Annotated in this window: 20 protein-coding genes and 2 tRNA genes; 1 reads left to right on the forward strand and 21 read right to left on the reverse strand. The window is 64.9% G+C overall.

The window, feature by feature from the left end; genetic code table 11:
- Positions 1-113 precede the first annotated feature (113 nt).
- The 16 genes from XH79_RS18615 to XH79_RS18690 form a co-directional block, all read right to left on the reverse strand.
- The gene (locus XH79_RS18615; protein WP_271582548.1) at positions 114-890 is read right to left on the reverse strand and encodes a PopZ family protein; all 777 of its coding nucleotides are present in this window, start codon (positions 888-890) and stop codon (positions 114-116) included.
- A 304-nt stretch (positions 891-1194) separates the two neighbouring features.
- Positions 1195-2580: a TolC family outer membrane protein gene (locus tag XH79_RS18620; protein WP_271582549.1), complete on the reverse strand. Its 1386-nt coding sequence runs from the start codon at positions 2578-2580 to the stop codon at positions 1195-1197.
- 208 nt (positions 2581-2788) lie between these two features.
- The gene (locus tag XH79_RS18625; RefSeq protein ID WP_271582550.1) at positions 2789-3451 is read right to left on the reverse strand and encodes a protein-L-isoaspartate O-methyltransferase family protein; all 663 of its coding nucleotides are present in this window, start codon (positions 3449-3451) and stop codon (positions 2789-2791) included.
- 141 nt (positions 3452-3592) lie between these two features.
- Positions 3593-3769 carry a hypothetical protein gene (locus XH79_RS18630; protein WP_271582551.1) on the reverse strand — a complete coding sequence of 59 codons (177 nt, stop codon included), beginning with the start codon at positions 3767-3769 and terminating at the stop codon, positions 3593-3595.
- 213 nt (positions 3770-3982) lie between these two features.
- Positions 3983-4057: transfer RNA gene (locus tag XH79_RS18635), tRNA-Asn, on the reverse strand.
- 203 nt (positions 4058-4260) lie between these two features.
- A complete protein-coding gene (locus XH79_RS18640) occupies positions 4261-4629 on the reverse strand; it encodes a hypothetical protein (protein ID WP_212336613.1) in 369 nt (122 codons plus the stop codon).
- Between the two features lie 212 nt (positions 4630-4841).
- The gene (locus XH79_RS18645) at positions 4842-6542 is read right to left on the reverse strand and encodes a flotillin family protein (RefSeq protein ID WP_271582552.1); all 1701 of its coding nucleotides are present in this window, start codon (positions 6540-6542) and stop codon (positions 4842-4844) included.
- A 20-nt stretch (positions 6543-6562) separates the two neighbouring features.
- Positions 6563-7225, reverse strand: coding sequence for an OB-fold-containig protein (locus XH79_RS18650; RefSeq protein ID WP_271582553.1), 663 nt, complete (start codon positions 7223-7225; stop codon positions 6563-6565).
- A gap of 10 nt (positions 7226-7235) precedes the next feature.
- Positions 7236-8399 carry a PspA/IM30 family protein gene (locus XH79_RS18655; protein WP_271582554.1) on the reverse strand — a complete coding sequence of 388 codons (1164 nt, stop codon included), beginning with the start codon at positions 8397-8399 and terminating at the stop codon, positions 7236-7238.
- Positions 8400-8866: 467 nt separating this feature from the next.
- Positions 8867-9832: a hypothetical protein gene (locus XH79_RS18660; RefSeq protein ID WP_271582555.1), complete on the reverse strand. Its 966-nt coding sequence runs from the start codon at positions 9830-9832 to the stop codon at positions 8867-8869.
- Positions 9833-10047: 215 nt separating this feature from the next.
- Positions 10048-10431: a RidA family protein gene (locus XH79_RS18665; protein WP_271582556.1), complete on the reverse strand. Its 384-nt coding sequence runs from the start codon at positions 10429-10431 to the stop codon at positions 10048-10050.
- Between the two features lie 14 nt (positions 10432-10445).
- Entirely contained in the window at positions 10446-12776 is a 2331-nt protein-coding gene (locus XH79_RS18670; protein WP_271582557.1) for an acetamidase/formamidase family protein, read from the reverse strand.
- 134 nt (positions 12777-12910) lie between these two features.
- Complete coding sequence (locus tag XH79_RS18675) at positions 12911-14152, reverse strand: acetamidase/formamidase family protein (protein WP_271582558.1); 1242 nt, start codon at positions 14150-14152, stop codon at positions 12911-12913.
- 43 nt (positions 14153-14195) lie between these two features.
- Positions 14196-15818: an amino acid ABC transporter permease/ATP-binding protein gene (locus XH79_RS18680; RefSeq protein ID WP_271582559.1), complete on the reverse strand. Its 1623-nt coding sequence runs from the start codon at positions 15816-15818 to the stop codon at positions 14196-14198.
- Positions 15818-16702 carry an ABC transporter substrate-binding protein gene (locus XH79_RS18685; protein WP_212336630.1) on the reverse strand — a complete coding sequence of 295 codons (885 nt, stop codon included), beginning with the start codon at positions 16700-16702 and terminating at the stop codon, positions 15818-15820. The genes XH79_RS18680 and XH79_RS18685 overlap by 1 nt, the downstream gene beginning before the upstream one ends.
- A 470-nt stretch (positions 16703-17172) precedes the next feature.
- Positions 17173-17436: a hypothetical protein gene (locus XH79_RS18690; protein WP_271582560.1), complete on the reverse strand. Its 264-nt coding sequence runs from the start codon at positions 17434-17436 to the stop codon at positions 17173-17175.
- A gap of 263 nt (positions 17437-17699) precedes the next feature.
- Between XH79_RS18690 and XH79_RS18695 the strand changes: the two genes are divergently transcribed.
- Positions 17700-17894 carry a hypothetical protein gene (locus tag XH79_RS18695; protein ID WP_212336634.1) on the forward strand — a complete coding sequence of 65 codons (195 nt, stop codon included), beginning with the start codon at positions 17700-17702 and terminating at the stop codon, positions 17892-17894.
- A gap of 81 nt (positions 17895-17975) precedes the next feature.
- Here XH79_RS18695 and XH79_RS18700 read toward each other — a convergent pair whose 3' ends face one another.
- The 5 genes from XH79_RS18700 to XH79_RS18720 form a co-directional block, all read right to left on the reverse strand.
- A complete protein-coding gene (locus XH79_RS18700; RefSeq protein ID WP_212336636.1) occupies positions 17976-18122 on the reverse strand; it encodes a hypothetical protein in 147 nt (48 codons plus the stop codon).
- A gap of 188 nt (positions 18123-18310) precedes the next feature.
- Positions 18311-18384: transfer RNA gene (locus tag XH79_RS18705), tRNA-Cys, on the reverse strand.
- A gap of 93 nt (positions 18385-18477) precedes the next feature.
- A complete protein-coding gene (locus tag XH79_RS18710; RefSeq protein ID WP_271582561.1) occupies positions 18478-19221 on the reverse strand; it encodes a tRNA-uridine aminocarboxypropyltransferase in 744 nt (247 codons plus the stop codon).
- A 37-nt stretch (positions 19222-19258) separates the two neighbouring features.
- Positions 19259-22366 carry an efflux RND transporter permease subunit gene (locus tag XH79_RS18715; RefSeq protein ID WP_271582562.1) on the reverse strand — a complete coding sequence of 1036 codons (3108 nt, stop codon included), beginning with the start codon at positions 22364-22366 and terminating at the stop codon, positions 19259-19261.
- Entirely contained in the window at positions 22366-25515 is a 3150-nt protein-coding gene (locus XH79_RS18720) for an efflux RND transporter permease subunit (RefSeq protein ID WP_271582563.1), read from the reverse strand. The genes XH79_RS18715 and XH79_RS18720 overlap by 1 nt, the downstream gene beginning before the upstream one ends.
- Positions 25516-25520: the final 5 nt, after the last annotated feature.

Consider the following 25520-nt stretch of genomic DNA (forward strand, 5'->3'; position numbering starts at 1 on the left):
GGGGCCAAGTCAACGAAAAGTCAGCGGAAAGCGAGGCGGCACAGCGCTTTCCGGTCCGGTCCGAGGCCGGAAATGGCACACAAGCCGGGCTTTATGAGGGCCTCCGGGCGCTCTCAGCGGCCGCCGCGCGAGACACGCTCGATTTCCGCCTTCACGATGCGTTCAACCAGGCCCGGAAGGTTGTCATCGAGCCAGGATTTCAGCATCGGACGCAGCATTTCCTTGACCAGATCCTCCAGCGTCCGCGCATTGCTGCTGAGGACCGTATGGGCCAGGGAGTTGAAAGCGGATTCGACCGCGGAGACCGTCGATTGCGCCAGGATCGGCTGCTGCGGCGGCAGCGGCGGCGCGTCGAAGTCCACCGGCGCGTAGGACGGCGCAGGCGCCGGACGCGGCGGCGCCGATTCGGCGAACTCAAGATCGTCGCGCGGCTCGACCTTGCGGAAGCTTGGCGGCGGCGGAGGTGGTGTCGGCGCCGGGTCCATCGCCATTTCGTCGGTCAGTTCGAGCACGTCGGGCTCAGGCTCCGGCTCGGGCTCTGGAGCACGGACCTCGGGCGCAGGCGTGGCCGCGTCGAGCCCGGCCAGCAGCGCATCGATATCGTCCTGGCTGTTCGGACCCGCATCTGCGGCGGGAGCGGGCGGCGGCGGTGCCGGAGCTGGCTTCGCAGCCGGAGGTGGCGCGGGCTTCTCGGCGGCAGGTTTGGGCGGTGCGACCTTGGATGGCGGAATATCGTTCATCGGCTTGGGCGGCGCGGCGGGCGCCGCAGCCTTCTCGGGCTTCGCAGCTTCGGCCGGCGGCGGCTTGGCCTCGTCGTCGGCAATGATGCGCCGGATCGAGGCCAGAATCTCCTCCATGGAGGGTTCTGTGACCTTTGCAGGCTGCGTCATCTCCGACTCCACATCATCAACGCCCTCGCATGCGTTGTTTTACACCAAGCACGACAGGATTGGCCGGTTCCGCAACGAGCCCCCGACATTTTCGCCGCGGCAGCCCGACTTGTCCCCAGATCACGGCTCAACGTGCGGCGGCGCGCCCCTGCCCTCGGCACTCAAGCTTTACGCATACGACATCGAATGCGGAGCGAATCGACCCGCATCTTCTTGGCAAGGCTATGTCAGGGATTTTGATGATTGCAAGCAAAGCACCGGTCGGCCGCAATTATTCGCGAGGCCGACCGGATGACGACGGGAATCAGCGCCCGTCAGGCGTACGCACGCCGCCCCAGCTGTCACGGACCTGATGGTAGTGAACGCTGGCATCGTAGACCGTGGTCGCAAGGCCGAGCACCTGCGGCGCCAGACGGCCGACGGCGGCAAGGACGTTATAGGACGCCACCACCCGGTCGTGCTGCGCGGTCACCAGCGCGACGCGCGCATTGACCAGCGCCTGCTGCGCGTTGAGCACGTCGAGCGTGGTGCGCTGACCGGCCTTGGCTTCCTCGCGCACACCGTTGAGTGCGATCTCGGACGCCGTCACCTGCGCCTGCGCAGACTGCACCTGCGCCTTGCCGGCCTGCAACGTCCCCCAGAACTGCACCACGTTCGCACGAGTCTGGTCGCGCGTGGTTTCTAGGTTGAGACGCTGCTGCGCCAGGTTTTCCTTGGATTGGCGGATCAGCGAATATTCGCTACCGCCCTGATAAATCGGCACCGAGAGCTGCGCGATCGCGGATGCGTTGAACGAGCGCAACTGAATCAAGGACTGTTCGTTGGACTGCGTGGCCGCTGCCTGGATCGTAACCGTCGGCAGCAATGCACCTTCGGCGACTTTGACCTGCAAGAAATTGACGTCAATGCCATACATTGCGGCCGTGACGTTGGGATGCTCGATCAGGCCGAGCTCAACGGCCGAAGCGAGCGTTGACGGCAGGAATCGGTCGACCGGCGAGCCCGGTGCGAGGTTCGTCGGCTCGTTGCCGATGATGCGGCGGAAGTTCGCCCGCGTCGTGGTGAGATTTGCTTCCGCGGTGAGGGCCTGCGTCTTGCCGGCCGCCAGTTGCGCTTCCGATTGCGCGACGTCGGTGCGCGTCACTTCGCCGACGTTGAAGCGGTCACGGGTCTGCTTCAGCGTCTGCTCGAGCACGCGCACGTTGCTGCGCTGGACTTCCAGCGTGGCGGCATCGCGCAGATAATCCATGTAGGTCGTGGCGGCCTGGAGCAGCACGCTTTGATCGAGGCTGCGCAGCGCTTCGCGTGCACCGGACACCTGGCTCTCCGCCGCCCGCGTTCTGTTGGCCGTCTGGTTGCCATTGTAGAGCGTCTGCGTAGCGGTAACGCCAACGCTGCGAGGTGAGGTGGATCCGTGGATTGAGCTACTCCCCACGCCACTCTGCAAATCCGTATATTGATAGCCGCCGCTGGCGGTCAGTGCGACCCTTGGGCGATAGCCGGACAAGGCCTGCGGCACGTTCTCGTCGGTCGAGCGCACCTGGGCGCGCTGCGCGTTGAGCTGCGGATTGTTCTGATAGGCGCGCACCAAGGCGGCCTCGATCGTGTCCGCCAAGGCAGGCGTCGGCCCGGCCAGCGCCAGCAGCAGGACCGAAACCGCAGCTCCGGTGAAGAGCTTCACCCCATGCATCCCAAAATTTCCGTTTCATTTTTAACGCCCGGCTCGTGCCCGCGAGCCGGGTTAGCGTCTACCGAGTGGAGTCGTTGCCCCGTCGCAACATAGGACGCGGATTGCCGCGACGGAACTACCTCAAGGTAGTTCTCGGTGGAAACTCTTCACGTGCAGCATCCCGGCCACACTTCTGATTCAGAACGGGATTTTAACGGGCTTTGGGCCGTCAGAAGACGAAGGCGGCGGCCCGTTCCAGCCCGGGAAGGACCGGAGCGGCGGCGTCGAACAGCGCCCGATGGCCGAATTCGCCGTGGGTACGGGTCACAATCATCGCCCGCGGCGGCCGCGATTCGGCCGACACGCCCACCAGACGCCCGCCCTCCTTGAGCTGCCCGAACAGCTCCTCCGGGGTCACCTCGGCGGCGCCATTGAGGATAATCACGTCATAGGGGGCGGCCGACGGATCGCCCTCGGTGCAGGCAGCGGCCTTGCAGGTGACGTTGGCGAGGCCGAGGGCAGCAAAGGCTTCCTTGGCCTTCGCGGCCAGGGCCGAATCGCATTCCGTCGCGGTGACCTGACGCGCCAGCTTGGCCGCCAGCGCGGCGAGATAGCCCGTGGCGCAGCCGACGACCAGGACGCTGTCACCCTCGGCGATCTCGGCGGCCTGGAGCAGCTTGCCGGTGAGCTGCGGCTTGATCAGGAACCGCTTGGCGGCCCCCTCGCTCACATCGAGGTCGAGGTCGAGATAGGCCAAGGCCTGACGGCTGGCCGGCACGAAGGCCTCGCGCGGAACCGTAAGCATGGCATCGAGAATACGACGATCGGTGACGTCATTGGTGCGCACCTGGCCATCGACCATTTTGAGGCGCGCGGTCGAGAAACCGGACATTTGCGGACCCTGAAATGCGGACGATGCCGCGGACGGAAGTTGGCGGCATCTTTGGAACATGCCCGGCGAAAACGCAACATGGCCGTTGGCTTTAGCCAGCCAAGGCTTGCCGCAACTCACCGCACCAGGGATCAGGACATATTATTCGATCGTCACCGCGAGGCGGCCGATCAGGGCGGCGACCTCATCCAGCCGCGCCGAATCGGGGGTCTCGACCGCACGCGCAAGGCGGGCGAGGCATTCGTCGTCGCTGAGCTCGGGAACGTCCGGCAGAATCGAGGGAGCCAGTTGGGCGCGGTCGATCTGGATGTCGGGCATGGGAATCAGCTCCGTAAGAGTCCGGCTCTGCGAAGCTCAATTTGAATTAAGTCGATTTGGTGCCGTCCCGGCGGCTGCGATGGCTATGCCGCACACATCTACTTGAACGCGATTCTGCGTGGATCGGGCCGCCAGACCCTTGAGGGACGACTCGAGCAGCATCGCGCGCCACATCAGCGATCGTTCGCAAGCCTATGAATTTACGGCGGAATTTGGCTCCCCGGGCTGGATTCGAACCAGCGACCATCCGATTAACAGTCGGATGCTCTACCGCTGAGCTACCGAGGAAAAGGGCGAACTGTCGTCCGCGCGCGGTGCGTATAACAAAGCCGGTTGCGCTTGCAAAGGACGAATTCGTCATCTTCCGCAACGCGCTTTGGGAAGGGCCTGCGCCGGCCCCTCCTCCGGGCCTCAAGGTTTTTGGTTTGACGCGTTTTCTTCACGCGAACCGGTATCCACTTCGCTCGAAAACGCTCTCAGTCGGGCAACAACTATTCAGCGACGAAGGATGTGGTCTTGGTCCCGGAGTCGTAGCGCAGCCGGAGCGCGGTGATCTTGCAGAGGTTGACGTTCTTCCAGAGTACGGCCTCGTCGTAGTTCTGCCAGTCGACGCGGATGTTCCAGACACAGCCCTCGTCATCCTCGTCGAACTCGACATAGGTGCTCGCCTGGTTCTGCAAAACCTTGTCGAGCTCGTTCTCCCATTCGTCGAGGCCATCGTCCGGCGCATTGAAGCCGAGGAACTTGATGGCATAGCCGGTCTCGTTGACGACGGTGACGTTGCGGGCGTCGGCGGCGAACGATGCCGTGGCCGCGATCGAAAGACCGATCGCGATCAGTCCGGACAGAAAATACTTCATGTGAAATTCTCCCGATCGAAACAGGCTGTAAGCGCCTGACGTCGATCGGCGCAGGCGCCGCGGCAACAAATAACGTTGCCTCCCGAGATTCGGCCGGGGTGCGATCGAAGGTTCAACACGATCCGATCAGCACTCCGGCGCGTTGCGCGACGCGAGACGCGCAACGAGCCTGTTCTTATCGTTTCGAATTCTCAGCAGCAATGAACCGGCATTCATAGATCGGCGCTGTTTGTTTTCTCCGGCACGGGCGCCGGCACTGCGGCGCCGTTGTTCTTGCCCGTCACGGCGCCGACCAGCGCCTTCACGGGATCGTCGCCCGGCGCAAAGCCGCTCTGACGCAGGATCTCGTCGATCATCGGACGCAGCGCATGCACCTTGAGCAGCTCGCCGGCAAGGCCTTCACCGAAGCCGACGCCACCGCCCGCAGCGCCGTTCCCATTGCTGCCGAACGCACCGCCGGTGTGCAGGATGCGGACATCCTTCAGGTTGGCGATCGGCTTCACCATCTCGGCCAGCGCCGAGGGCATGGTCTCGATCCGCTTCTTGGCGATCTCGAAATCGATGACGTTGCTGCCGAGCTTGTTCTGAGCCTCGTTCTTCATGGTGATGACGGCGGCCTCGGCCTCACCAATATTACGGACGCCGACTGCCTTGATCTTGTTGGATTCGGCTTCGGCGGTGGCCAGCGTCTTCACGGCTTCGGCGCGATCGAGCGAGGCCTTCTTCTCGGCTTCGGCCGCGACGATCAGCTCGGTCGATTTGCGCTCGGCCTCGGTCCGCGCGGCGAGCACCTGGGTGAGACGGGCGCGGTCGGCGACCTCGACGGCGCGGGCGGTCACGACCTTTTCTTCCGCGGAGACCGCGAGCGCCTCGGCGGTCTTGGCCTCGGTCACCGCTTCCGAAGTCTCCTTGCTCTTGGCCGCGATCTGGATCTCGTTCTCCTGCGTGGCGATCTGGATCTCGCGCTGGGCGTCGGTCTTGCGCTTGTTGATGGCGAGATCGGATTCGATGACCGCGGTCTCCTTGACCTGCTTGGCGCCCGCCTCCTTCTCGGCGACGGCCCGGTCGGTGTCGATACGAGCGTTCTCCTCGGTCAGGCGTGCGGTCTGCGTGGCGGTCGCGACCTCGGCGCGGGTGCTGGCGGTCTTGTTGGCGATGTCGCGCTCCTGCGACAGCTCGGCCTCCTTCTTGGTCCGCTCGATCCCGAGTGTCTGCTGCCGCGCCTCGAGGTCCTTTTGCGCGATCGCCACCTCGTTGTCGCGCACGATGGCGTTGCGGTCGCGCCGGCGGGTCTCGGTGACGGTCTTGAGTTGGGTCAGACCTTCGGCGTCGAAGAAATTCTCCGGATTGAAGAATTTGACGTCGGTCTGGTCGAGCTTGGTCAGCGACACCGATTCAAGCTCGAGCCCGTTCGACTTCACGTCGGACTCGACGGTGGACTGCACGTGCTTGACGAAGTCCGAGCGCTTCTCCTGAAGCTCCAGGATGCTCATGGTCGCCGCGACCGAGCGCAGACCGTCGACGAATTTCGCCTCGACCTGGTTGCGCAGCGCCTCGGCATCGTTGGTCAGCGCGCCCAGGGTCTGGCTGGCGAGCGCGATGCTCTCCTCGTCCGGGCGGACGCGCACGTAGAACTCGGCGACGATGTCGACGCGCAGGCGGTCCTTGGTGATCAGGGATTCCCGCTCCTTGCGCTCGACCGTCAGGCGCAGCGTCTTCAGATTGACGCTGGCATAGGAGTGGAAGATCGGCAGGATCATGGCGCCGCCGTCGAGCACGACCTTCTTGCCGCCGAGGCCGGTGCGCACGAACGCCTCGTCACGCGTGGCGCGCTTGTAGAGAATGGTGAAAACGATCCCCAGGACGACGATCAGCGCGACGCCGATCATGGCCGGGACTGCGATGTCGAACATGACTTTCTCCAATGAATGACTTAGCTGCTGCTTAGAGGTGGCTTGGACGGTTTGAGTTCATCCTCGGCCTTCACCGCCACGAAGCGGGTGCCATCGCGATCGACCAGCAGGACCAGGGTTCCCTGCGGCAGGGGCGACGACGAAGGTGCTGCGACCGCCAGGACAAAGTGACGGTTGCCGTGGACGTCGGCGACGCTGACCCGGCCGGGCGGCCCCTGGTCGAGCGGACCGACGACGACCTCACCGACGCGGCCGACGAGATCGCCGAGGCCGACGACATAGCTCTCGTCCTTGGGAATGATCCGCGCGATGGCGCCGCTGGCGGCGCGCACCAGCGGTACCGACACCGCGACGGCCCCGATCGAGGCGACCGTCGCCGGCAAGGGACCCGCGACCATCCGCGCAATGTCCTGGATCAGGAAGCCGGTGATGGAAAAGGCGCCGAGCGCCAGCAACAGGAAGATCAACAACGGCACGCCGCCGACATTGATCCAGGAGATGGCGTTGAGCACGCCGTTGTCGCTGGGGTGGCTGAAATCGATGCTGGTGCCGAGCATCTCGCTCAAGGAAGCCCCGACTAGCATCGTGATCACCTCGAGCGTGCCGACGATGACGATCATGGCCGCCGCGATCGCGAACGGCCTGACCTCGGGCGACATGACGTGTTCGAGCAATGCGCTCATGACACGGCACTCAGGAGCGCGACTTCAACCGCGCGAGCCTCGCCGCAATCTCCTTGTCGCGATGAAGCGCGCTGAGCTCGTCGATGTCGCTTGAATACGGGATACTCTGCGGCACGCCGGTGGCGCGCGCCACTGCCCTGCCCGCCCGCAGGGCCTTGGCTGCTGCGGAAGTGCCGCCGGACTTCCGGGGCGACGTCGATGCCTGATGGCTGGCATGTGCCTCGCTCTTTTCGAGATCGGCGCGGCGCTGCTCGGCATCCTGGAGCGCCGACAGCACCGCGCGCAGCGAGGTCACGCACTGCTCGATCTTCTCGTTGTTCTCGTCGATGGCGCGGGAGAGCACCTCGAACTGCGCCTCCAGGTCCATCTGCCGGGCGATGCCGGCGCGGGCGAGGTCGTCGCGGCCATCAGCGATCGCGCCCTCGATCTTGGGCGCGAGATCGGTCATCTCGCGCTCGATCTCGGTGCGGCGCGCGTTGAGGCGGTACTCCTCGGCGCGTGCGGCCGCGAGCGCGTCGCGCGCCTCGCTTTCGGCACGCTCGATCTCGCGGATGGCCTGTCCGACCACCTTGAGCTTGTTCTTGCCTTCCGCCTGCTCGATCGCGTCATAGGCGATCCCGGCGATCAGGCGCCCGACCCGGGACAGGAAGTTGTCGGGGGCGGCAGCGATGGTATCCATAGCGTTCTCCTCCTCTGGCAGGCTGTTCGGCGTGACGCCGTAGTGAACTTCGAAACCGTCGTCGGTGCGGATGAGATGCGCGGGCACGCTCTGTCCCCAGCCCTCCGCATAGCCGACGTAGTCGAAGGGCACGCTGAAGCGCCCTTGCACCGTCGCAATCGAAATGGTGGCAGGCCCCTTGATCTTGGCGAGCTTGTCATCGAGCGGCAGGCGGCGCCCTTGCGCGGCGCGATACTCCGTGCGGTCGCGCAGGCCCAGCGTCACCAGGCGCGAGGGCAGCGCGGTCTCTTTGCGGATCGGCTCATAGGCGTGGGCATGGAGCAGGACGACGTTGGAACCCACATTGTGGGTCCGGGCCACCTCGTCGAGGATCTCCATCATGCGGGCATAGGCCTGGAATGTCGCCTCGATGGCGGCCTTGGCGGCCGGGTCAGGGGCAAGCCTGTAACGCAGCGCGGACGGCGCGTTTCGGGGCGACTGGCGCATGGAAAGCACTAAAGCACCATTTTGGTGCTTTAGGAAGAGGAAGTCCGATCACGTTCCACTGATCCCTTGTGCACTCTGTCGATTAGTCGCGGCGATCCCGGCCCGCGTTCAAGCCGAACGATCACCCCTAGCTCACGGCCGATCAAGACTTCTTGCACGCGCGGGTTGCAATTTGAGACGAAATGCGGGGAGCGTTTGGTAGGCTGCCGCTCTCTCGGCTGGTCATTGCGAGGAGCTGTTGCGACCGAAGCAATCCAGCATCCCTCCGCGGAAAGATTCTGGATTGCTTCGCTTGGCTCGCAATGACGGAGTGCGGAGGAGCGCCGCTCCTTCAAACGCGCACCTCAACCGCAGACACACCTCCGCATCGTCGCGGCATGTTTCGCCCGAGCCGCAAGCTCTGAACATCCCGGATTTCGCGGAGCCTGTCATCGGGCGCTACGCGCCGACCCGTTGGCTCCATACGGGCGACGAGACTACGTCCTACTGACAGGGCGCACTTGCTGAACCAGATCGCGGACATAAGGGAATGCGAATCCGGTCACAAATCCGATCACGACGGCGAGCCATGACTTGGTGACGAAATCGTTGAGCAGAACGCTGCCGACTCCAACCTGAAAGATCTTCACCGCCAAAATTGCCGCGAAGATAGCGGCAACGATAGTCGTGTTCATCGCACGATGAAGCGGCTTCCAACGCCCCGGATTGATCGCTCGCAATTGATCGTAGGGGATGTCATCGTTGACGCGGAAAATGAACTCGAGGAAAAGGCCCGCCATCGTGCCGAGAAAGATCATTAAACCTATCGCGGTGTACATCGGCCAGCCGCTCGTGGCCAGCCACAGCAACGGAGCGCCCAAGAGCAGGAAGGCTGCTGAAGCGATTCCACAACAAGCGATCGCCGAGCTCAGCAACACAAGGTTCGCCCGCCATAGTTTGCTGCGGATCGCCGTATATGCGTCGGCAATGCCATCCTTGACGTCTTGCAAATTCTCAAGACCAATTTCGACATTCGAATTCGGGCCGACGAGTCCCGATTCCGCGGCCTCCTTCAACTGACCGATAAATTGTTTGCGCCGCGCCTCGTCGTCCTGAAACAGGATACGGACCAACCGAGAGACATCCTCGACCTGCCGACGCATCGCGCGAACGGCAGGAGGCGGTGCTTCCGCGGTGGGAGGTCTTTTGAACTTCAGGCGTGACGGATCATCGTCGGCCACGCTGACAGTTTCGTAGTAGACGGGGTGAGATGCGGGGTCGCCCTCTTCTCGTGCCGGCGGCTCTTCTTCATTCTCCACCTCGTCTGCCGGTGTCAGAGCCTCGACACGAGGCGGGTCAACAACGGGTTCTCCGGCCGGAACGATTGGAGTCGGAGTGTCGTCCGCAGGATTCAAAGCTACGATGTTCGGATTTGCACCGTTATTGACGTCAGGCGTCGGCATTGGCCCCTCCCCCTTGAAATGACATTCGCCGGCGACATTGCGCGGGCTCAAATTCTGAAAAACAATCTAAAGTAGTTACGTTGTATAGCATTCCGCTGAGATGGAGCATACGCTCCACCCCTGCGACATTCTGACCGCAACTCGTGCCCCGACGAGCCTAACTCGCGCCCGGGGCGTCCTGCCGGTGGCGCGCCTCCATCAACGTGACAGCTGACTCATGGCCGCCGGCACACCAGATCGATCTCGATCAGCGCGTCATAGGCAAGGCCGGTGACACCGACACAGGTACGGGCCGGCAGACGTTCCGGTGGGAAGAAGCTGCGATAGGTCTCGTTCATCGCCGTGTAGTCTTCCTTGAAACGCGTCAGGTAGACGCGCGCCATCACGACGTGCTCGAGGCCGAGATCGAGGCCCGCCAGAACGACCTTCAGGTTTTCCATCACCGCGCGGGTCTGCGCGACGATGCCGTTGGGCAGCACGCCCGGCGTCTGCGGCGTGTCGGGCATCTGGCCGGTGACGAAGACGAAGCCGTCAGTCTCGACGGCGTGGCTGAAGGGCGCGACCGGCTTCGGTCCGCCGCTGATCATGTGGAATTTCACTTGATGTGTCCTCGTTAAGTCGCGCTCTGGAACAAGCGCTTGCTGAGAATGGCGTGCACGCCCCAATTGCCGTCGACGACTTGCGTGACGCCGAAATCGACGGCGGCCGACATCAGTGCGATCGCCTCGTCCTCACTGAGCCCTTTGGTATTCATCAGGAAGCGCCGCATCTTGCGGAACGCATCCTTCATGGCGAGATCGAGCGACGATTTGGCATAGACCTCGCTCTGCCCTTGCGCGCCGAATTCGGCGAGGTAATTGGGGTGGCTGAAGCCGGTCAGCACCCAATCGGTGGCGGTTTCGATCAGGGGATAAGAGAGATCGGCGAAGGGCCGGCCGGCGAGATCGGCCTTCTTGTGCAGGATCACCTCAAAAGTGCCGGTCATCGAGCACTCGATCGCGGTGCCGCTGAGCTCGCCGTCGCCTTGCGCGGCGTGGGGATCGCCGACCGACAACAGCGCGCCGGGCACGGAGACCGGAAGATAGACCGTTGCTCCCTTCCCCAGCCGCCAATTGTCGAGATTGCCGCCGAAATAGGACGGCGGCACGGAATCGACGAAATCGACCTCGCGCGGCGCCACCGCGATCACGCCGAAATGCGGCCGCAAGGGAATGCGGATGCCGTCGAGCACGGCGTGCCGGCGCTTGATCGTCCCGGGTGCGACGGGAACGCCGGGATAGTCGTAGGTGGCATGCACCACGCCAAACGGATCGGTCTGCGGCTCCCAGCGATAGGAATAAAGCGCGCGTGCATGCGGCGCGTCCGCATCGTCAAAGATCTCATAGATGGTCACGGCTTCGCGCGGCTTGGGCCCGCCGAGAAACTCGTTGTAGTGATAGCCCCACCAGGCCGCCACCGAGGAGCCGAACACGCGCCCGGCATGGTTCGGGCTCCGGCTCGCCCGCGGCACGATGTCGAGGATGCGCACCTCCAGCACATCGCCGGGCTGGGCGTCCTTCACGGCGACGGGCCCAGTGCAGATATGTACGCCAAACCCCTCGCCGGCACCGCGGCCGAACACGCTGGCATCCATCGGTCCTGCGCCGCGGCGGTCGATGTTCTTCTTGTCCCGTGTCCAGCCGAACACGCTCTCGGCGGCGGCATCACCGGCGATCATCATGTCGGGGGCATCGGAGGCGTGCTGCGTCAGAGTCTCGATGGTGATGGTGTCGCCCGATGCGATCTCGATTTGCGGCGGCAGCGAGCGGCTGAAATAGCCCCAATGAACGCGGCTGGCCTCGACCGGGAGATGATGATGCCTGCACTCCGTGGTCGTACGCTCCTCGGCGCCGGCACAGGCGACGTTGCTGCGTGCCTCGACGCTCTGATGTGTGCGGAGCTGCGCCAGCGCGTCCTGTGGCCAGCCGCGCTGGCCCGCGACGCCATGCTGCGAGGTCGCCCGCTCCGCCTCCTGCTGGCGAAACTCGCGCGGCGGCAGGCCGAAGCGATGACGGAAGGCGCGGCTGAAATGTGCGGAGTCGCCAAAGCCATAGGCGTAGGCGATCTCCGAGATCGAGCGATGCGCCTCGGCCGGGTTGGAGAGATCCGCCCAGGCACGCTGGAGACGACGCTCGCGAACATAGTGGGTGAAATTATCGCCGACCGTCTCGAACAGCTTTTGCAAGTAACGCTCGGAAATCCCCTCGGCCTGCGCGACACGCGCCGGCACGAGGTCGGGATCGTCGAGCCGGCGCTCGATGGTCTGGCAGATCCGATGCAGCAGCGCGGCCTGCGTCGCGCTCGACCCGGCGTCGGACGTCGATGCCGCCAGTTGATGCGCGAGCGTCAGCAGCAGATCGACCAGCGACTGCGCGAGCGAATTCCATTCGGCATCGCTCAGACTATCGAGCGTGCGCGCGGTCGCGTCCAGCAGGCGCGAGAACACGTCGGCAAAGCCGCCCGGCGGAACGACACGGGGCTCGCCAAGCCTCGGCTTGCCCGACAGGCGTCCGTGCAGCGCCTCCGAGGTCACCGACAGCACGATGGCGCGCATGTCGCGCTGGAACACGATGCTCCAGCCACCGCTGCGCGGCAGCAGCACGAGATGGCCGACCGGAACGATGCGATGACCGCCGGCACTTTTCAGCACCATGCCGTCCTCGACCGGCATCAGCGCGATGGGCAGGTCTTCATTGGCTTGCGAGAGAGGTGCGACGCTCTGTGCGCCCGCAGCCATGCGCGTCAGTGCAACACCTGCGGCCTGGCGATGCGAGGCGGTTGCGTGCCCGTCGAAGAAGGAATGTCCGCCTGCCGGCTGCAGGCCGACCGCCGCCAGCACGTCCCGCCAGGCTTCGGGACGGTCGTCTTGCGCGTAGGACTCGCTCGTGAACGGCCGGAAGCTCATCGGATCGACCCAGATTGCGGTCGATCGAAGCAACCTCTGTGCCAGACGAACGCGGTCATCCGTCGCTGCGACGGGCCGCAAATGGTCTCCGCTTGTCACCTGTTCATCCCGAAAACAGACCGCGCCTCAACGCATTAGTCGCACCGGAAGATGTTCTTGCGGATCGTGCCGTGGACGCCCCAATTGGCATCGACCACCTGGGTGACGCCGAAATCGGCGCCGACCGACATCAGCGAGATCGCCTCGTCCTCGCTGAGGCGATGCACGGTCATCAGGAACCGGCGGAGTTTTCTGAAGGCATCGCGCATCGCACGGTCGAGACTACTGTGATTGGCAATCTCGGTTTGGGCATCGGCGCCGAGCGCTGCGAGGTAGTTCGGATAGGTGAAGCCGTAGAACGACCAGGCGTGGTCGGTCTCCAGCATGGGATGGTCGAGGCCTTCCAGATGGGTGCCGGCCAGATCAGCCTTCTTGTGCAGGATGAATTCGAAATCGCCGGTCAGCGAGGTCTCGATCGCGGTGCCGCCGAGCTCGCTGTCGCCCTGCGCGGCATGGGGATCGCCGACCGAGAAATAGGCGCCGGGCACGGCAACCGGATAGAACATCCGCGCACCCTTGCCGATGCGCCAGTCGTCGATATTGCCGCCGGTGTAGCCCGGCGGGATCGAGCTGACGAAATCGGCTTCCGACGGCGCGAGGCCCATCGTGCCGAAGTGCAATCGCGCGGGCACTTTCACACTGGAGAGGATGTTCTCGCGCTTCCTGATGGTGGTGTGGTCGACGCGGACGCCGGGATAGTCGATGGTCGGGTGCACGATGCCGTCAGGGTCGATCTGCGGCGTCCAGACATAGTTGTAGACCGCCTTTGCATAGGGCTCCCCTGACGTGTCGAGCTCGAAGATGGTGACGACCTCGCGCGGCTTCGGCTCCTCGATCAGGTCGTGGTAGTGAAAGCCCCAGTTGGCGGCGACGTTGGAGCCGAAGCAGCGGCCGGCATGGCAGGCGCTGCAACTCGGCCGCGGCCTGATATCGAGGATGCGCACTTCGAGAATGTCGCCGGGCTCGGCGCCTTCGATCGCGACCGGGCCAGTGAGAAGATGCACGCCGATCCCCTCGCCTGCGCCGCGGATGAAGGGGCCTTCGATGGGGCCTGAGCCGCGACGCGCCACGGCCTTGTGCTCGCGCGTCCACTGGAACACGCTCTCGGCGCCGGGATCGCCCTGGATCATGCGCTCGTAATCGTCATTGGCATGATGCGTCAGCGTCTCGATGGTGGCACGGTCTCCCGAGCGCAGCGTCAGCGCCGGGGTGACTTTCTTGGAGAAATAGCCCCAGTGGACGGTTTTCGGCGAAACCGGCAGCGTGACATGTTTCATGAGGTGGCCTCTTCGGGGGTCTTAAACATGGTGGAGAGAGCGCTCATCGCACCGTCTCCGGAGTCTTGTCGGCTTCCATCACGCTGAGGAAACGCGCCGTCAGCGTATGGCGCGGGTTGGAGAGCACCTCGTGCGCCGGCCCCTCCTCGATGATCGCGCCACCGCTCAGGAACGCGACGCGGTCGGCGACCTCGTCGGCGAAACGGATCTGGTGCGTCGAGATGATCATGGTGAGGCCGTCGTCGATGGCGAGACGCCGGATCACCTCCAGCACCTCGTTGACGAGCTCGGGGTCGAGCGCCGAGGTCGGCTCATCCAGCAGCAGCACGCTCGGATTGGGCGCGAGCGCGCGGGCGATGGCGACGCGCTGCTGCTGGCCGCCGGAGAGATGCCGCGGCAGCGCATCGGCGCGATGCGACAGCCCGACGCGGTCGAGCAGCTCGGTGGCGCGGCAGTCGGCGTCGATGCGGGTCATGCCGTGGACCCAGCGCAGGGGCCCGGCGATGTTCTCCTTCGCCGAGAGATGGGCGAACAAATTGAACTGCTGGAACACCATGCCGACGCCGACGCTCGCCCGCTCGTTGGCGATGGCGCGCGGCGACAGCGGCTTGCCGTCTTCGCCAAAGCCGAGGCGCCGGCCGCCCACGCGCACGGTGCCGGCATCCCAGTTTTCGAGATGGTTGATGCAGCGGAGCAGCGTGCTCTTGCCCGAACCGCTCGGACCGAGCAGCGCCACCACCTCGCCCACGCGGACCGTGAGATCGAGACTGTCGAGCACCCTTTGCGGACCGTAGCTCTTGGTGAGATCCTTGACCTCGACCGCGATGTTGTTGCGCGCGATCGTCGCGGTGCGGCGGGCGCGTTCCTCGCGGGTCAGGGCCAGCGGCGGCGTGTCCGTGAGCTCTGCTTGCGCGGGCTCGGGATCGATCGCGGTCGCATCGGCAAGTTCGAGCCTGGTGACGAGGTCAACGCGGCGCCAGGGTAGATAATCGGCAAGCTTGCGCTCACGCCCCTTCGCGCGGTCGAGATCGAGCAGCCATTCAACGAAAAGCTGAATGCCGCTGATGGTCGCGGTCAGCACGAGGTAGAGCAGGCCCGAAGCGAAGAAGATCGAGAAGAAGTCGAATGTGGAGGACGCCAGCTGGGTCGAGCGCAGCGTCAACTCTTGCACCGCGACGACGGAAGCGAGCGAGGAATTCTTCAGCGCACTCACGGCCTCGTTGCCGAAGGCCGGGATCATGGTGCGGATCGCCTGCGGCGCGATGACCCTGCGCATCAGCACTGACGGCGTCATGCCGAGCGCCTGCCCGGCCGTCACCTGCCCGCGATCGACGCCGAGCACGCCGGCGCGCAGCATCTCGGCGATGAACGGAGCCTCGTTGCAGGCAAGCGCGAGACCGGCCGCCAGCACCGCCGGCAGCTTGATGCCGATATGCGGCAACGCGTCGTAGGCGAACACCATCTGCAGGATCAGCGGCGTGCCGCGGAAGATCACGGTGTAGCCCCGGGCGATCGCCGCCAGGGGCCAGAAGCGCGAGAGCTGCATGCTGGCGAGGATCAGTCCGAGGATCAATCCGCCGCCGAGCCCGAGGGCAGTCACCTCGAGGGTGAGCTCGATGCCCTCGAGCAGATACGGCATGCTCAGGTAATGGAGGAACAGCGACATCAGTCGGCCGTCAGAATGTCCGGTTCCTTGAAGTTGTTCACATCGAGCCCATGCTTCTTCAGAAGCTCCATATGCGTGCCGGCCTTCTGCACCTCGATCAGCGCGGCGAGCACGGCGTCACGGAATTTCGGCTTGTCCTTGGGAACGGCGATGCCGACCGAATACGGGATCGTCACCGCGATCGCCTTCTCCAGCTTGTCCGGATAGGCCTTCACCGCGCTGTCGACCGTGTTGACGTCGTTGACATAGGTGTCGGCGCGGCCGGCGAGGATCGCCTGGATGCAGTTGGCGTTGTTGTCGTAGAGCTGGATGGTCGGCTCCGCCTTGCCGGCCTTCTTGCATTCCGGGATCAGCGCCTGGATCAGGGGCACCTCGACATAGCCGGTGTTCTCGGCGGCGGCCGCGCCGCACATCGACATGTTGATGCCGTTGATACCCTTCGGATTGCCCTTGGCGACCAGCACGCCGTCGAACACCTTCGAGTAGGTGATGAAGTCGGCGGCCTTGGCGCGCTCCTTGGTGGCGTAGATGTCGGAGATCACGATGTCGGCCTGACCCGCGGCGAGCGTGGTCAGGAGCGCTGCGAACACCACGGGCTTGTAGGTCAGCTTGAAGCCGAGGCATTCACCGATGGCTTCGCCGAGATCGATGTCGAAGCCGATATATTTGCTGGGATCCTTGGGATCGATGGTCTCATAGCCCGGCGTGTGCGGGTTGATGGCGTTGACGAGCGTCTTGCCCTTCCAGTCCGGATATTTCTCCTGGAGCGCGGCGCAGGCGGCGGGCGCTGCGGCCTGTGCGCTCAGCGGCGCGGCGGCGACGAGGCCGAAAGCGACGGCCGCGCCGAGCGCGGCCTTGCGCCACGGCATCGATGTGCGCGCCATCCCCCGCCGCGCCTGGGGCAAATCCCGTCTGTCCATGTGCTGCTCCTTCGAATTGGCATGGCCATGGCCATGTTGCTGAACTCGAAGGTCAGCCTAGGTGCAGAGCGCACGGAAAAGCTTGTCCGCGGGCGTACAAAAAATTGGATGGAGGCGGCCCGCGATTTGGGCAAGCGGCTGCACAAAAACTGTTCGCAGGTCGCAAGCCGATGCAGACGCGGGATTCCGAATTCGGCGGAACCAAATCAGCCTGGATGGCGCAGCAATCAGTACGATTCTGGAACCATCTGTTGAGGCGATTTGACAGATATATGACGCCTGCTGGCACAGATACGACGTCGGGCGAACGGATCTGCGGCCGTCATCCACAGCACTTCACAGCCTGTCCGCAGCATATCCACAGCCTCACTATGTCGGATTCGCGAGACAGCACCGACCACTTGCTGCGCACAAATTCACAGGGCTGGCATGTATCAGCCGCCGGCCTGGTCGAACACGGTGCGGCAAGCCTCGCTCAAGCTTGATCGGTTACGGCGCAGGCACGCCGTGATGGCACGGACGTTGGGGATCTCGCCGGCGCAGAGCCGGTAGACGTCGGGGGTGCAGGCCCGGCGCTGTTCGGGTGTTCCCTGCTGCGCGTGAGCGGCGGAGGCAAATAGCGTCAGGAACAGCCCGACGGTCGAGGCCCGGTGCGCCCGGCTCTTCACAGCCGCAAACCGCAAGAACCTTGTCTTCATGACCAAGTCTCCCGTTCTGCCCGCCCGCTCCCGGCCCGCGTTGGCCGGTCGTTGCGAAGGGGTAGGAGAAATAAATCGCCGAGAATGTGATCTCTTTCACACTGGCGCCGAGCCACCGACGCCTAGGTTCCCGCGGGGATTTTTTCAGGAATCGCTAACCAAACGGGACCCGATCGCCGGATCGTTAAAATGCGAACGATCGGCTCAATCGGGTAACAAACCGGCTTTGCGACATTGCGCCATCCGCGTTCTGCGAGGGTGTGATGAGCGAAGCCGAATTCAACTTGCTGCTGGATGCCGTCCGGGACGCTATGATCGTTGAAGATTTCGCGTCCGCGCCGGAGGAGGAATTCGTGCCCCGCTCTTGGTCGTACGCCGCAACACCCAAGGCCGCCAACGACAATGAGGGCGCCTGGCCCCTGCTGCCGTTTCCGGACGGCTGGTACGCGGCCTGCTGAGGCCCGCCTTGCCGTGAACTGATGCGCCCGCCTTGCGGGCGGTTCGGCATCACCGCGCGCCGGCGACCGGCGCAGCCTCGATCAAGTTTTGACGCGCTCCTCGCCATCCTGCGGCGCCCGGTCGGGTGCAGCCGGCGGGAAGATGCTGTCATAGATCGCGCGGGCCTCGCGGATGAGGCGCGCGCGCTCCAACTCGGATTTCGGGACAAATCGAACGACGTCGCCCACGTGCTCTCCAGCTCCAGGGTTTTGGATGCGTCCCTTCGCAGATGCGAAGTCTATGCCAGAGGGCCTGAATCGCGGGTTTCCACCAATCCCCGGGCAAACCCGGTGGTCAAGGCTTGGCAAGCCTCGTCCGCGCGTTCGATGGAACTCGCGACGATAGCAAGTTTTGCTGGAAAATCAGAAGGTTGTGATGGAGGCCACGACCAGAATTGAACTGGTGTACACGGTTTTGCAGACCGTTGCGTAACCACTCCGCCACGTGGCCCCGTAAGGGCGGACCAATATAGGGGATCAATGGCTTAGGCAACCGCCTTCGTCCGACTTTGGCAGCGATAGCCGCTTCCGGTGTGGACCAAACTCAGGCGCGCTTGCCGCGCCGGAAGTCGCGCCGACGACCCTTCTTGGGTGCGGGTTTGGGTGCCAGTTCCGGCATATCGGCCTGGACCTCGCGGTAGCGGGCCAGCATCCGGTCGAAACTGGCATGCAGGGTCTCGGCGATGTCGGGGCGCCGCTCGAGACCGGCCAGCATCGTGGCGGCCGCTTCGATGGTCGAGAGACCGTCGCGGCGCGGCTCCTTGCGCAAGCGTCCGTATAGCGATGGGCGTGACGGGTTGAGGATCACGCGCTGGCATTTCAGCATCCAGGGATTGCGCCACCACAAGGCCTTGGCCTGACTCCAGGTGCCGTCGAGCAGCACGACGCCTTCGAGCTTGCCGAGGAGTGCGCGCTGGTTGTCCGCAACCTCGCCCTTGCGATTGAGCGCCACGATCTCGCCCTCGGCCTCAAGATCGGCCGCACGGGCCGAGCCGAGATAGAGCACGCCCCAATGCGAGGCGTTCTCGATCGGCCGCCCCAGCGCCTTGGACAGGCTCGGCCAGGACAGGCCGACCCGCACTGTGGCATCGGCAAAGTGCTTGGCCAGCAGCCGGGCGGTGCCGAGCGCCCTGTCCTGCTCCTGCGGATGCTGCAGGATCAGGAGCGAGAGGCGGTTCTCGATGGGCCTGACGCTGTCGCAGATGCACAACGGCATCGGCTTCTGGCAGTGCGGGCATTCGGGGATCGGCTCGGGCGCGGCGGCCGGGGTCTCGGATGGGTTCGACATGGTCGCCGCTATACGCTTCGCGCGGCGCTGCAACAACCTATTCCGCCGGCGCAGGGACTGGACGCGGCTCGGACCGGCGCCGCAGGCGATCGATCAGCAGGTAGATCACGGGCGTGGTGTAGAGCGTCAGGATTTGGGAGACGAACAGGCCGCCGATGATGGTGATACCGAGCGGACGCCGCAGCTCAGTGCCCGGCCCGGTTGCGATGACCAGCGGAATGCCCGCGAACAGCGCCGCCATCGTCGTCATCAGGATCGGACGGAAGCGCGCCTGGCAGGCTTCGAAGATCGCCTCCGCCGAGGACAGCCCGCGCTGGCGTTCGGCATCGAGCGCGAAGTCCACCATCATGATGCCGTTCTTCTTGACGATGCCGATCAACAGGATGATGCCGACGAAGGCGATCACGGTCAGCGGCGTGTTGGTGATCTGCAGGGCCAGCAGCGCGCCGAGGCCGGCCGAGGGCAGCGTCGAGATGATCGTGAGCGGATGGGCAAGGCTCTCATAGAGCACCCCGAGCACGATATACATCGCCACCAGCGCGCCGAGGATCAAGAGCGGCTGGCGACCGCTGGTCCTGGCGAAATCGCCGGCATTGCCGTCAAAGCTGCCGCGGATTCCTTCCGGCATATGCAGTTCCTCGACCGCGCGCTGGATGTTTTGCGTCGCCGCCTGCAGCGGCACGTCCGGCAGCAGGTTGAAAGACACAGTGGTCGAGGGGAACGACTGCGAATGGTAGACCGCGAGCGCGGCCAGCCCGCGCGTCGCGTGCACCACGGCCGACAGCGGCACCTGCACGTCGTTGGCGCCGGCGACATAGATGCGATCGAGGTTGGAGGGATCGACCTGGAATTTCGGATCGATCTCGAGCACGGTCATGTACTGGTTGCGCTGGGTGTAGATGATCGATATCTGCCGCTGCGAGAACGCGTTGTTCAGGGCGTTGTCGATGTCCTGGACATTGACGCCGAGCGCAGAGGCCTTCTTGCGGTCGATGGACAATGTCAGCTGGAGCCCGCCGGGGTCGCGGTCGCTGGAGATGTCGGTGATGCCCTCGACGCTCTCCATGCGTTTGGCCACGATCGGCGCCCATTTCTGCAACAGGTCGAGATCGGTCGAGGAGAGCGTGTACTGGTAGTCGGAATCGCTTTGCCGTCCGCCGGCGCGCACGTCCTGGGCGGCGAACATGAAGAGGCGGATGCCGGGCACGGGATACAATGCGCGCCTCAGACGGTCGATCACGACCTGCGTCGAGACGTGGTCGCGTTCCTCCGGCGGCTTCAGGCTGATGAACATGGTGCCGCGGTTCGAGGTCGCCGCCCCCGGCCCCCCGCCTCCGCTGCCGACGGTCGAGCCGATGCCGGCCACGGCCGGATCCTGCATCACGATGTCGGCGAGCCGCTGCTGCAGGCCGAGCATGGACTGGAACGAGATGTCGGCCGAGGCGCGCGTCGCGCCGATGATGAAGCCGGAATCGTCGGTCGGGAAATAACCCTTGGGGACCTTGATGTAGAGCGTCACCGTGAGGCCGATGGTGGCGAAGAACACCAGCAGCGTCAGCAACGGATATTCCAGCACGGTCCGCAAGGTTCGCGCGTAGAAGGCGACGATGCGCGACAGCGAGCCTTCGATGATCCGGTCGAACAGCGTCGCGGTGCCGGAGGTGGTCTGCCGGATGTAATGCGCGCAGATCATCGGCGTGACCGTCAGCGACACCAGGGTCGAGACCAGGATCGCGAAGGTCAGCGTCAGTGAGAATTCGCGCAGCAGGCGGCCGACGATGCCGTCCATGAAGATCAGCGGCGTGAAGGCCGCAATCAGCGACAGGCTGATCGAGACCACGGTGAAGCCGATCTGCTTCGCCCCCTCCTGTGCCGCCTGGAACGGCCGCATGCCGTGCTCGAGATTGCGGAACATGTTCTCGATCATGACGATGGCGTCGTCGACCACGAAGCCGACGGAGATGGCGAGCGCCATCAGCGACAGATTGTCGATCGAGAAGCCCGCGACCCACATGCCGGCGCAGGTGCCGGCCAGCGCCAGCGGCACCGAGATGCCGGCCGCGATCGTCGGCGTCAGCCGCCGCAGGAACACGAACACGACGACCATCACCAAGACGGCCGTCGCCAGCAATGTCCATTGCATGTCCAGCACGCTGGCGCGGATCGTGCCGGTGCGATCGACCAAAGTGGAGATCTCGACGCCGGCCGGAATCCACTGCTTCAGCTCAGGGATCAGCGCCTTCACCCGGTCGACGGTATCGATGACGTTGGCGTCGCCCTGCTTGGTGATCTGGATCAGTACCGCCGGCTGCTTGTTGAACCAGGCGATCGAGCGGGCGTTGCGGACGGAATCCTCGATATCGGCGACGTCGGAGAGGCGGACGAAATTGCCGTTCGAGCTCTTGATGACGATGTCGCGGAACTCTTTCGCCGTGCGCATCTGCTTGTTCAGCGACAGCGTCTCGCTCTGGCGCTCGCCGTTGAAGATGCCGACGGGGCCGAGCGGATTAGCGTTGATGATCGCGGTCCGGACGTCGTCGGTGGCGATGCCGGCATTCGACAGCGCCACAGGGTTGAGCTGCACCCGCACAGCCGGCTGGTCGGCGCCGGAGACGGTGACGTCGCCGACGCCCGGCACCTGCGAGATGCGCTGCGCCAGCACCGTGTCGGCGACGTCGTAGATCGCGCTCGCCGACAGCGTCTTCGAGGTCAGCGCCAGCACGAAGACGGGCGCGCCGGCCGTGTTCGCCTTCCGGAATTTTGGCAGCGTCGGCAGGTCGCTCGGCAGGTCGACCAGCGAGGCGTTGATCGCCGCCTGCACATCGCGGGCGGCTTTGTCGATGTTGCGGCCGATGTCGAACTGGAGCTGGATGTTGGTCGTGCCGAGCGACGAGGTCGAGGTGATCTGGTTGATGCCGGCGATCTCCCCTAGCCTCCGCTCCAGCGGCGAGGCGACCGTCGCCGCCATCACGGAGGGATCGGCGCCCGGACGGCTGGCCGAGACGAAGATGGCGGGGAAGTCGACGTTCGGGACCGAGGCGACGGGCAGGAACTCGTAGGCGACGACACCCAGCAGGAACAACCCGATCGAGAGCAGCGTGGTCGCGACAGGGCGGCGGATGAAGGGCTCCGAGATCGATGCCATCACTGCATCCCCTCGGTTGCGCCCGCGACCGGCGGGCCGCCGGATTCGGCCGGCGGCAGCGCCTGCTCGAGGCGACGGTTGATGCGGTCCAAGGCAAGGTAGATCACGGGCGTGGTGTAGAGCGTCAGCAGCTGGCTCAGCAGCAGGCCGCCGATGATGGAGATGCCGAGCGGAAAGCGCAGCTCGGCGCCGGTCCCGCTTTCGATTGCGAGCGGCAGCGCGCCGAACAACGCCGCCAGCGTCGTCATCATGATCGGACGGAAGCGCAAGAGACACGCCTGCACGATGGCTTCGTTGGGCGACATCCCCTGCCCGCGCTCGGCCTCCAGCGCGAAGTCGATCATCATGATCGCGTTCTTCTTGACGATGCCCATCAAGAGGATGATGCCGATCAGGCCGATCACCGAGAGGTCCTGCCCGCACAGCACCAGCGCCAGGATGGCGCCGACGCCGGCCGAGGGCAGCGTCGACAGGATCGTGATCGGGTGGATATAGCTCTCATAGAGCACGCCCAGCACGATGTAGATCGTGATCACGGCGGCGAGCAGCAGCCAGGGCTGTCCCGCAAGCGCCTTGGCGAATTCGGCGGCGTCACCGGCATAGACCCCGACGATGCTGTTGGGCATCTCGATCCGGGTCTCGATCGCCTTGACGGCTTCGACCGCATCGCCGAGCGCGGCGCCCGGCGCGAGGTTGAAGCTGAGCGAGATCGACGGGAATTGCGCTTGGTGCGAGATCGCGAGCGGCGCCGTGGTGCGCTTCAGCGTCGCCACGGCCGAGAGCGGCACCTGGGCGCTCGGCGCGCCGACGGTCGTGCTCGCAGCGCCCGGCAGATAGAGTTTTGACAGGATCGAGGGATCGCGCTGGTACATCGGCAGCGCCTCCAGCACGACGCGGTACTGGTTGGCCTGGCCGTAGATGGTCGAAATCTGCCGCTGCGCGAAGGCATCGTTCAGCGTGTCGGTGATGGCCTGCAGGCTGACGCCGAGCTGGCCGGCGCGGGTGCGGTCGACATCGAGCTGCGCCCGCAGGCCGCCCTCCTGCGCCTCGGAGGAGACGTCGCGGAACAGGGGATCGCGCCGCATCTCCGCAACCAGCTTGCGCGCCCATTCCGAGACCAGCGCCGCATCGGTGCCGGTCAGCGTGTACTGGTATTGCGAGCGGCTCGACTGGGTCGAGATCTGGACGTCCTGCACCGGCTGAAAATAGACGGTCATGCCGGGGATGCCCGCCACCCGCTCCTTCAGCCGGGTCACGACCACGCCGACATCGTCACGCCGCTCGCCGCGCGGCTTCAGCGTCATGACGAGACGGCCGACATTGGTGGTCGGGTTGACCGAGCCCGCGCCGATCACCGAGACCACGCCAACCACGTCAGGATCGGCCTTGATGGCGTCGGCGGCCTCGGCCTGCCGCTTCTGCATCTCCGCGAACGAGACGTCGGGCCCCGCCTCCGTCACCGCCGTGATCGAGGCGGTGTCCTGCAGCGGCAGGAAGCCCTTTGGCGCGACGACGTAGAGAACGAGGGTCGCAATCAGCGTCGCGAAGGTCACGACCAGCGTGAGGCGCTGGTGCTGCAAGACCACAAGCAGGGTGCGATGGTAGAACTCGACGGTGCGGTCGATGAAGCGGCTGATGGCGGCAAGGCCCGGCACCGCCAGCTCCTCGTGTGCGTGCTTGAGCAGCCGCGAGCACATCATCGGCGTCAGCGTCAGCGAGACCACGGCCGAGGTCACGACCGCGATGGTCAGCGTCAGCGCGAATTCGCGGAACATACGGCCGACGAGGCCCGACATGAACAGCAGCGGGATAAACACCGCGATCAGCGACACCGTCAGCGAGATCACGGTGAAGCCGATTTCGCTGGCGCCCTTGAGCGAAGCTTCCATCGGCCCATCGCCGTTCTCCATGTGGCGGACGATGTTCTCGATCATGACGATGGCGTCGTCGACGACGAAACCGGTGCCGATGGTCAACGCCATCAGCGACAGATTGTCGAGGCTGAAGCCGGCGAAATACATGATGCCGAAGCTGGTGATCAGCGACAGCGGCAGCGCGACGCCCGCGATCAGCGTGGCGCGCAGCGAGCGCAGGAACAGCAGCACGACCAGCGTCACCAGCACGACGCTGAGGATCAGCGTGAACTGCACGTCGCGCACCGAGGCGCGGATGGTGACGGTGCGGTCGGACACGATGGTGAGGTTCACGCCGGCCGGAATCGCGCGCTGAACCTTGGGAATTTCGGCGCGGATTTGGCTGACGACGTCGATGACATTGGCGCCGGGCTGGCGCTGGATGTCGATGATGACGGCCGGCGAGCCCTGGTACCAGCCTCCGGTGCGGTCGTTCTCCAGGCCATCGACGATCTGCGCGACGTCCGCGATCGTAACAGGCGAGCCGTTGCGATAGGCGATGATGATCGGCTTGTAGGCCTCGGCGGCGGCGATCTGGTCGTTGGCGGCGATGATGTAGGATTGCTGCGCGCCGTCGAGCGAGCCCTTCGGGCCGGAGACATTTGCGTTCGAGATCGCGGTGCGCAGGTCCTCCATGGCGATGCCATAGGCGGCAAGGCGCGCCAGATCCGCCTGGATGCGCACGGCCGGCTTCAGCCCGCCCAGCACCGAGACCCGGCCGACGCCGGAGATCTGGCTCAGCCGCTGCGCCAATAGCGTGTCCGCGATGTCGCTCATCGCCCGCAGCGAGATCGTGTCCGAGCGCAGCGCCAGCGTCATGACCGGCGCGTCGGCCGGGTTCACCTTGGCGTAGGTCGGCGGATAAGGCAGGGTTTTTGGCAAGACTCCCGCGGCGGCATTGATCGCGGCCTGCACGTCCTGCGTTGCGCCGTCGATATCGCGGTTGAGGTCGAACTGCAGCGAGATCTGGCTGACGCCGAACGAGCTCGTCGAATTCATCGCAGACAGCGACGGGATCTGGCCGAGCTGCCGCTCCAGCGGCGCGGTGATCAGCGAGGCAATCACGTCGGGGCTCGCGCCCGGCAACTGCGTCGTCACCTGCACGGTCGGGAAGTCGACCTGCGGCAGCGCCGAGACCGGCAGCGCGAAATAGCCGAGCAGCCCGCCGATCAGCAGCGCGATGCCGAGCAGCGAGGTCGCGATGGGCCGGCGGATGAAGGGTTCGGAGACTCCCATGGAAT

This window comes from Bradyrhizobium sp. CCBAU 45389 (genome assembly GCF_028128625.1).
Taxonomy (GTDB): domain Bacteria; phylum Pseudomonadota; class Alphaproteobacteria; order Rhizobiales; family Xanthobacteraceae; genus Bradyrhizobium; species Bradyrhizobium liaoningense_B.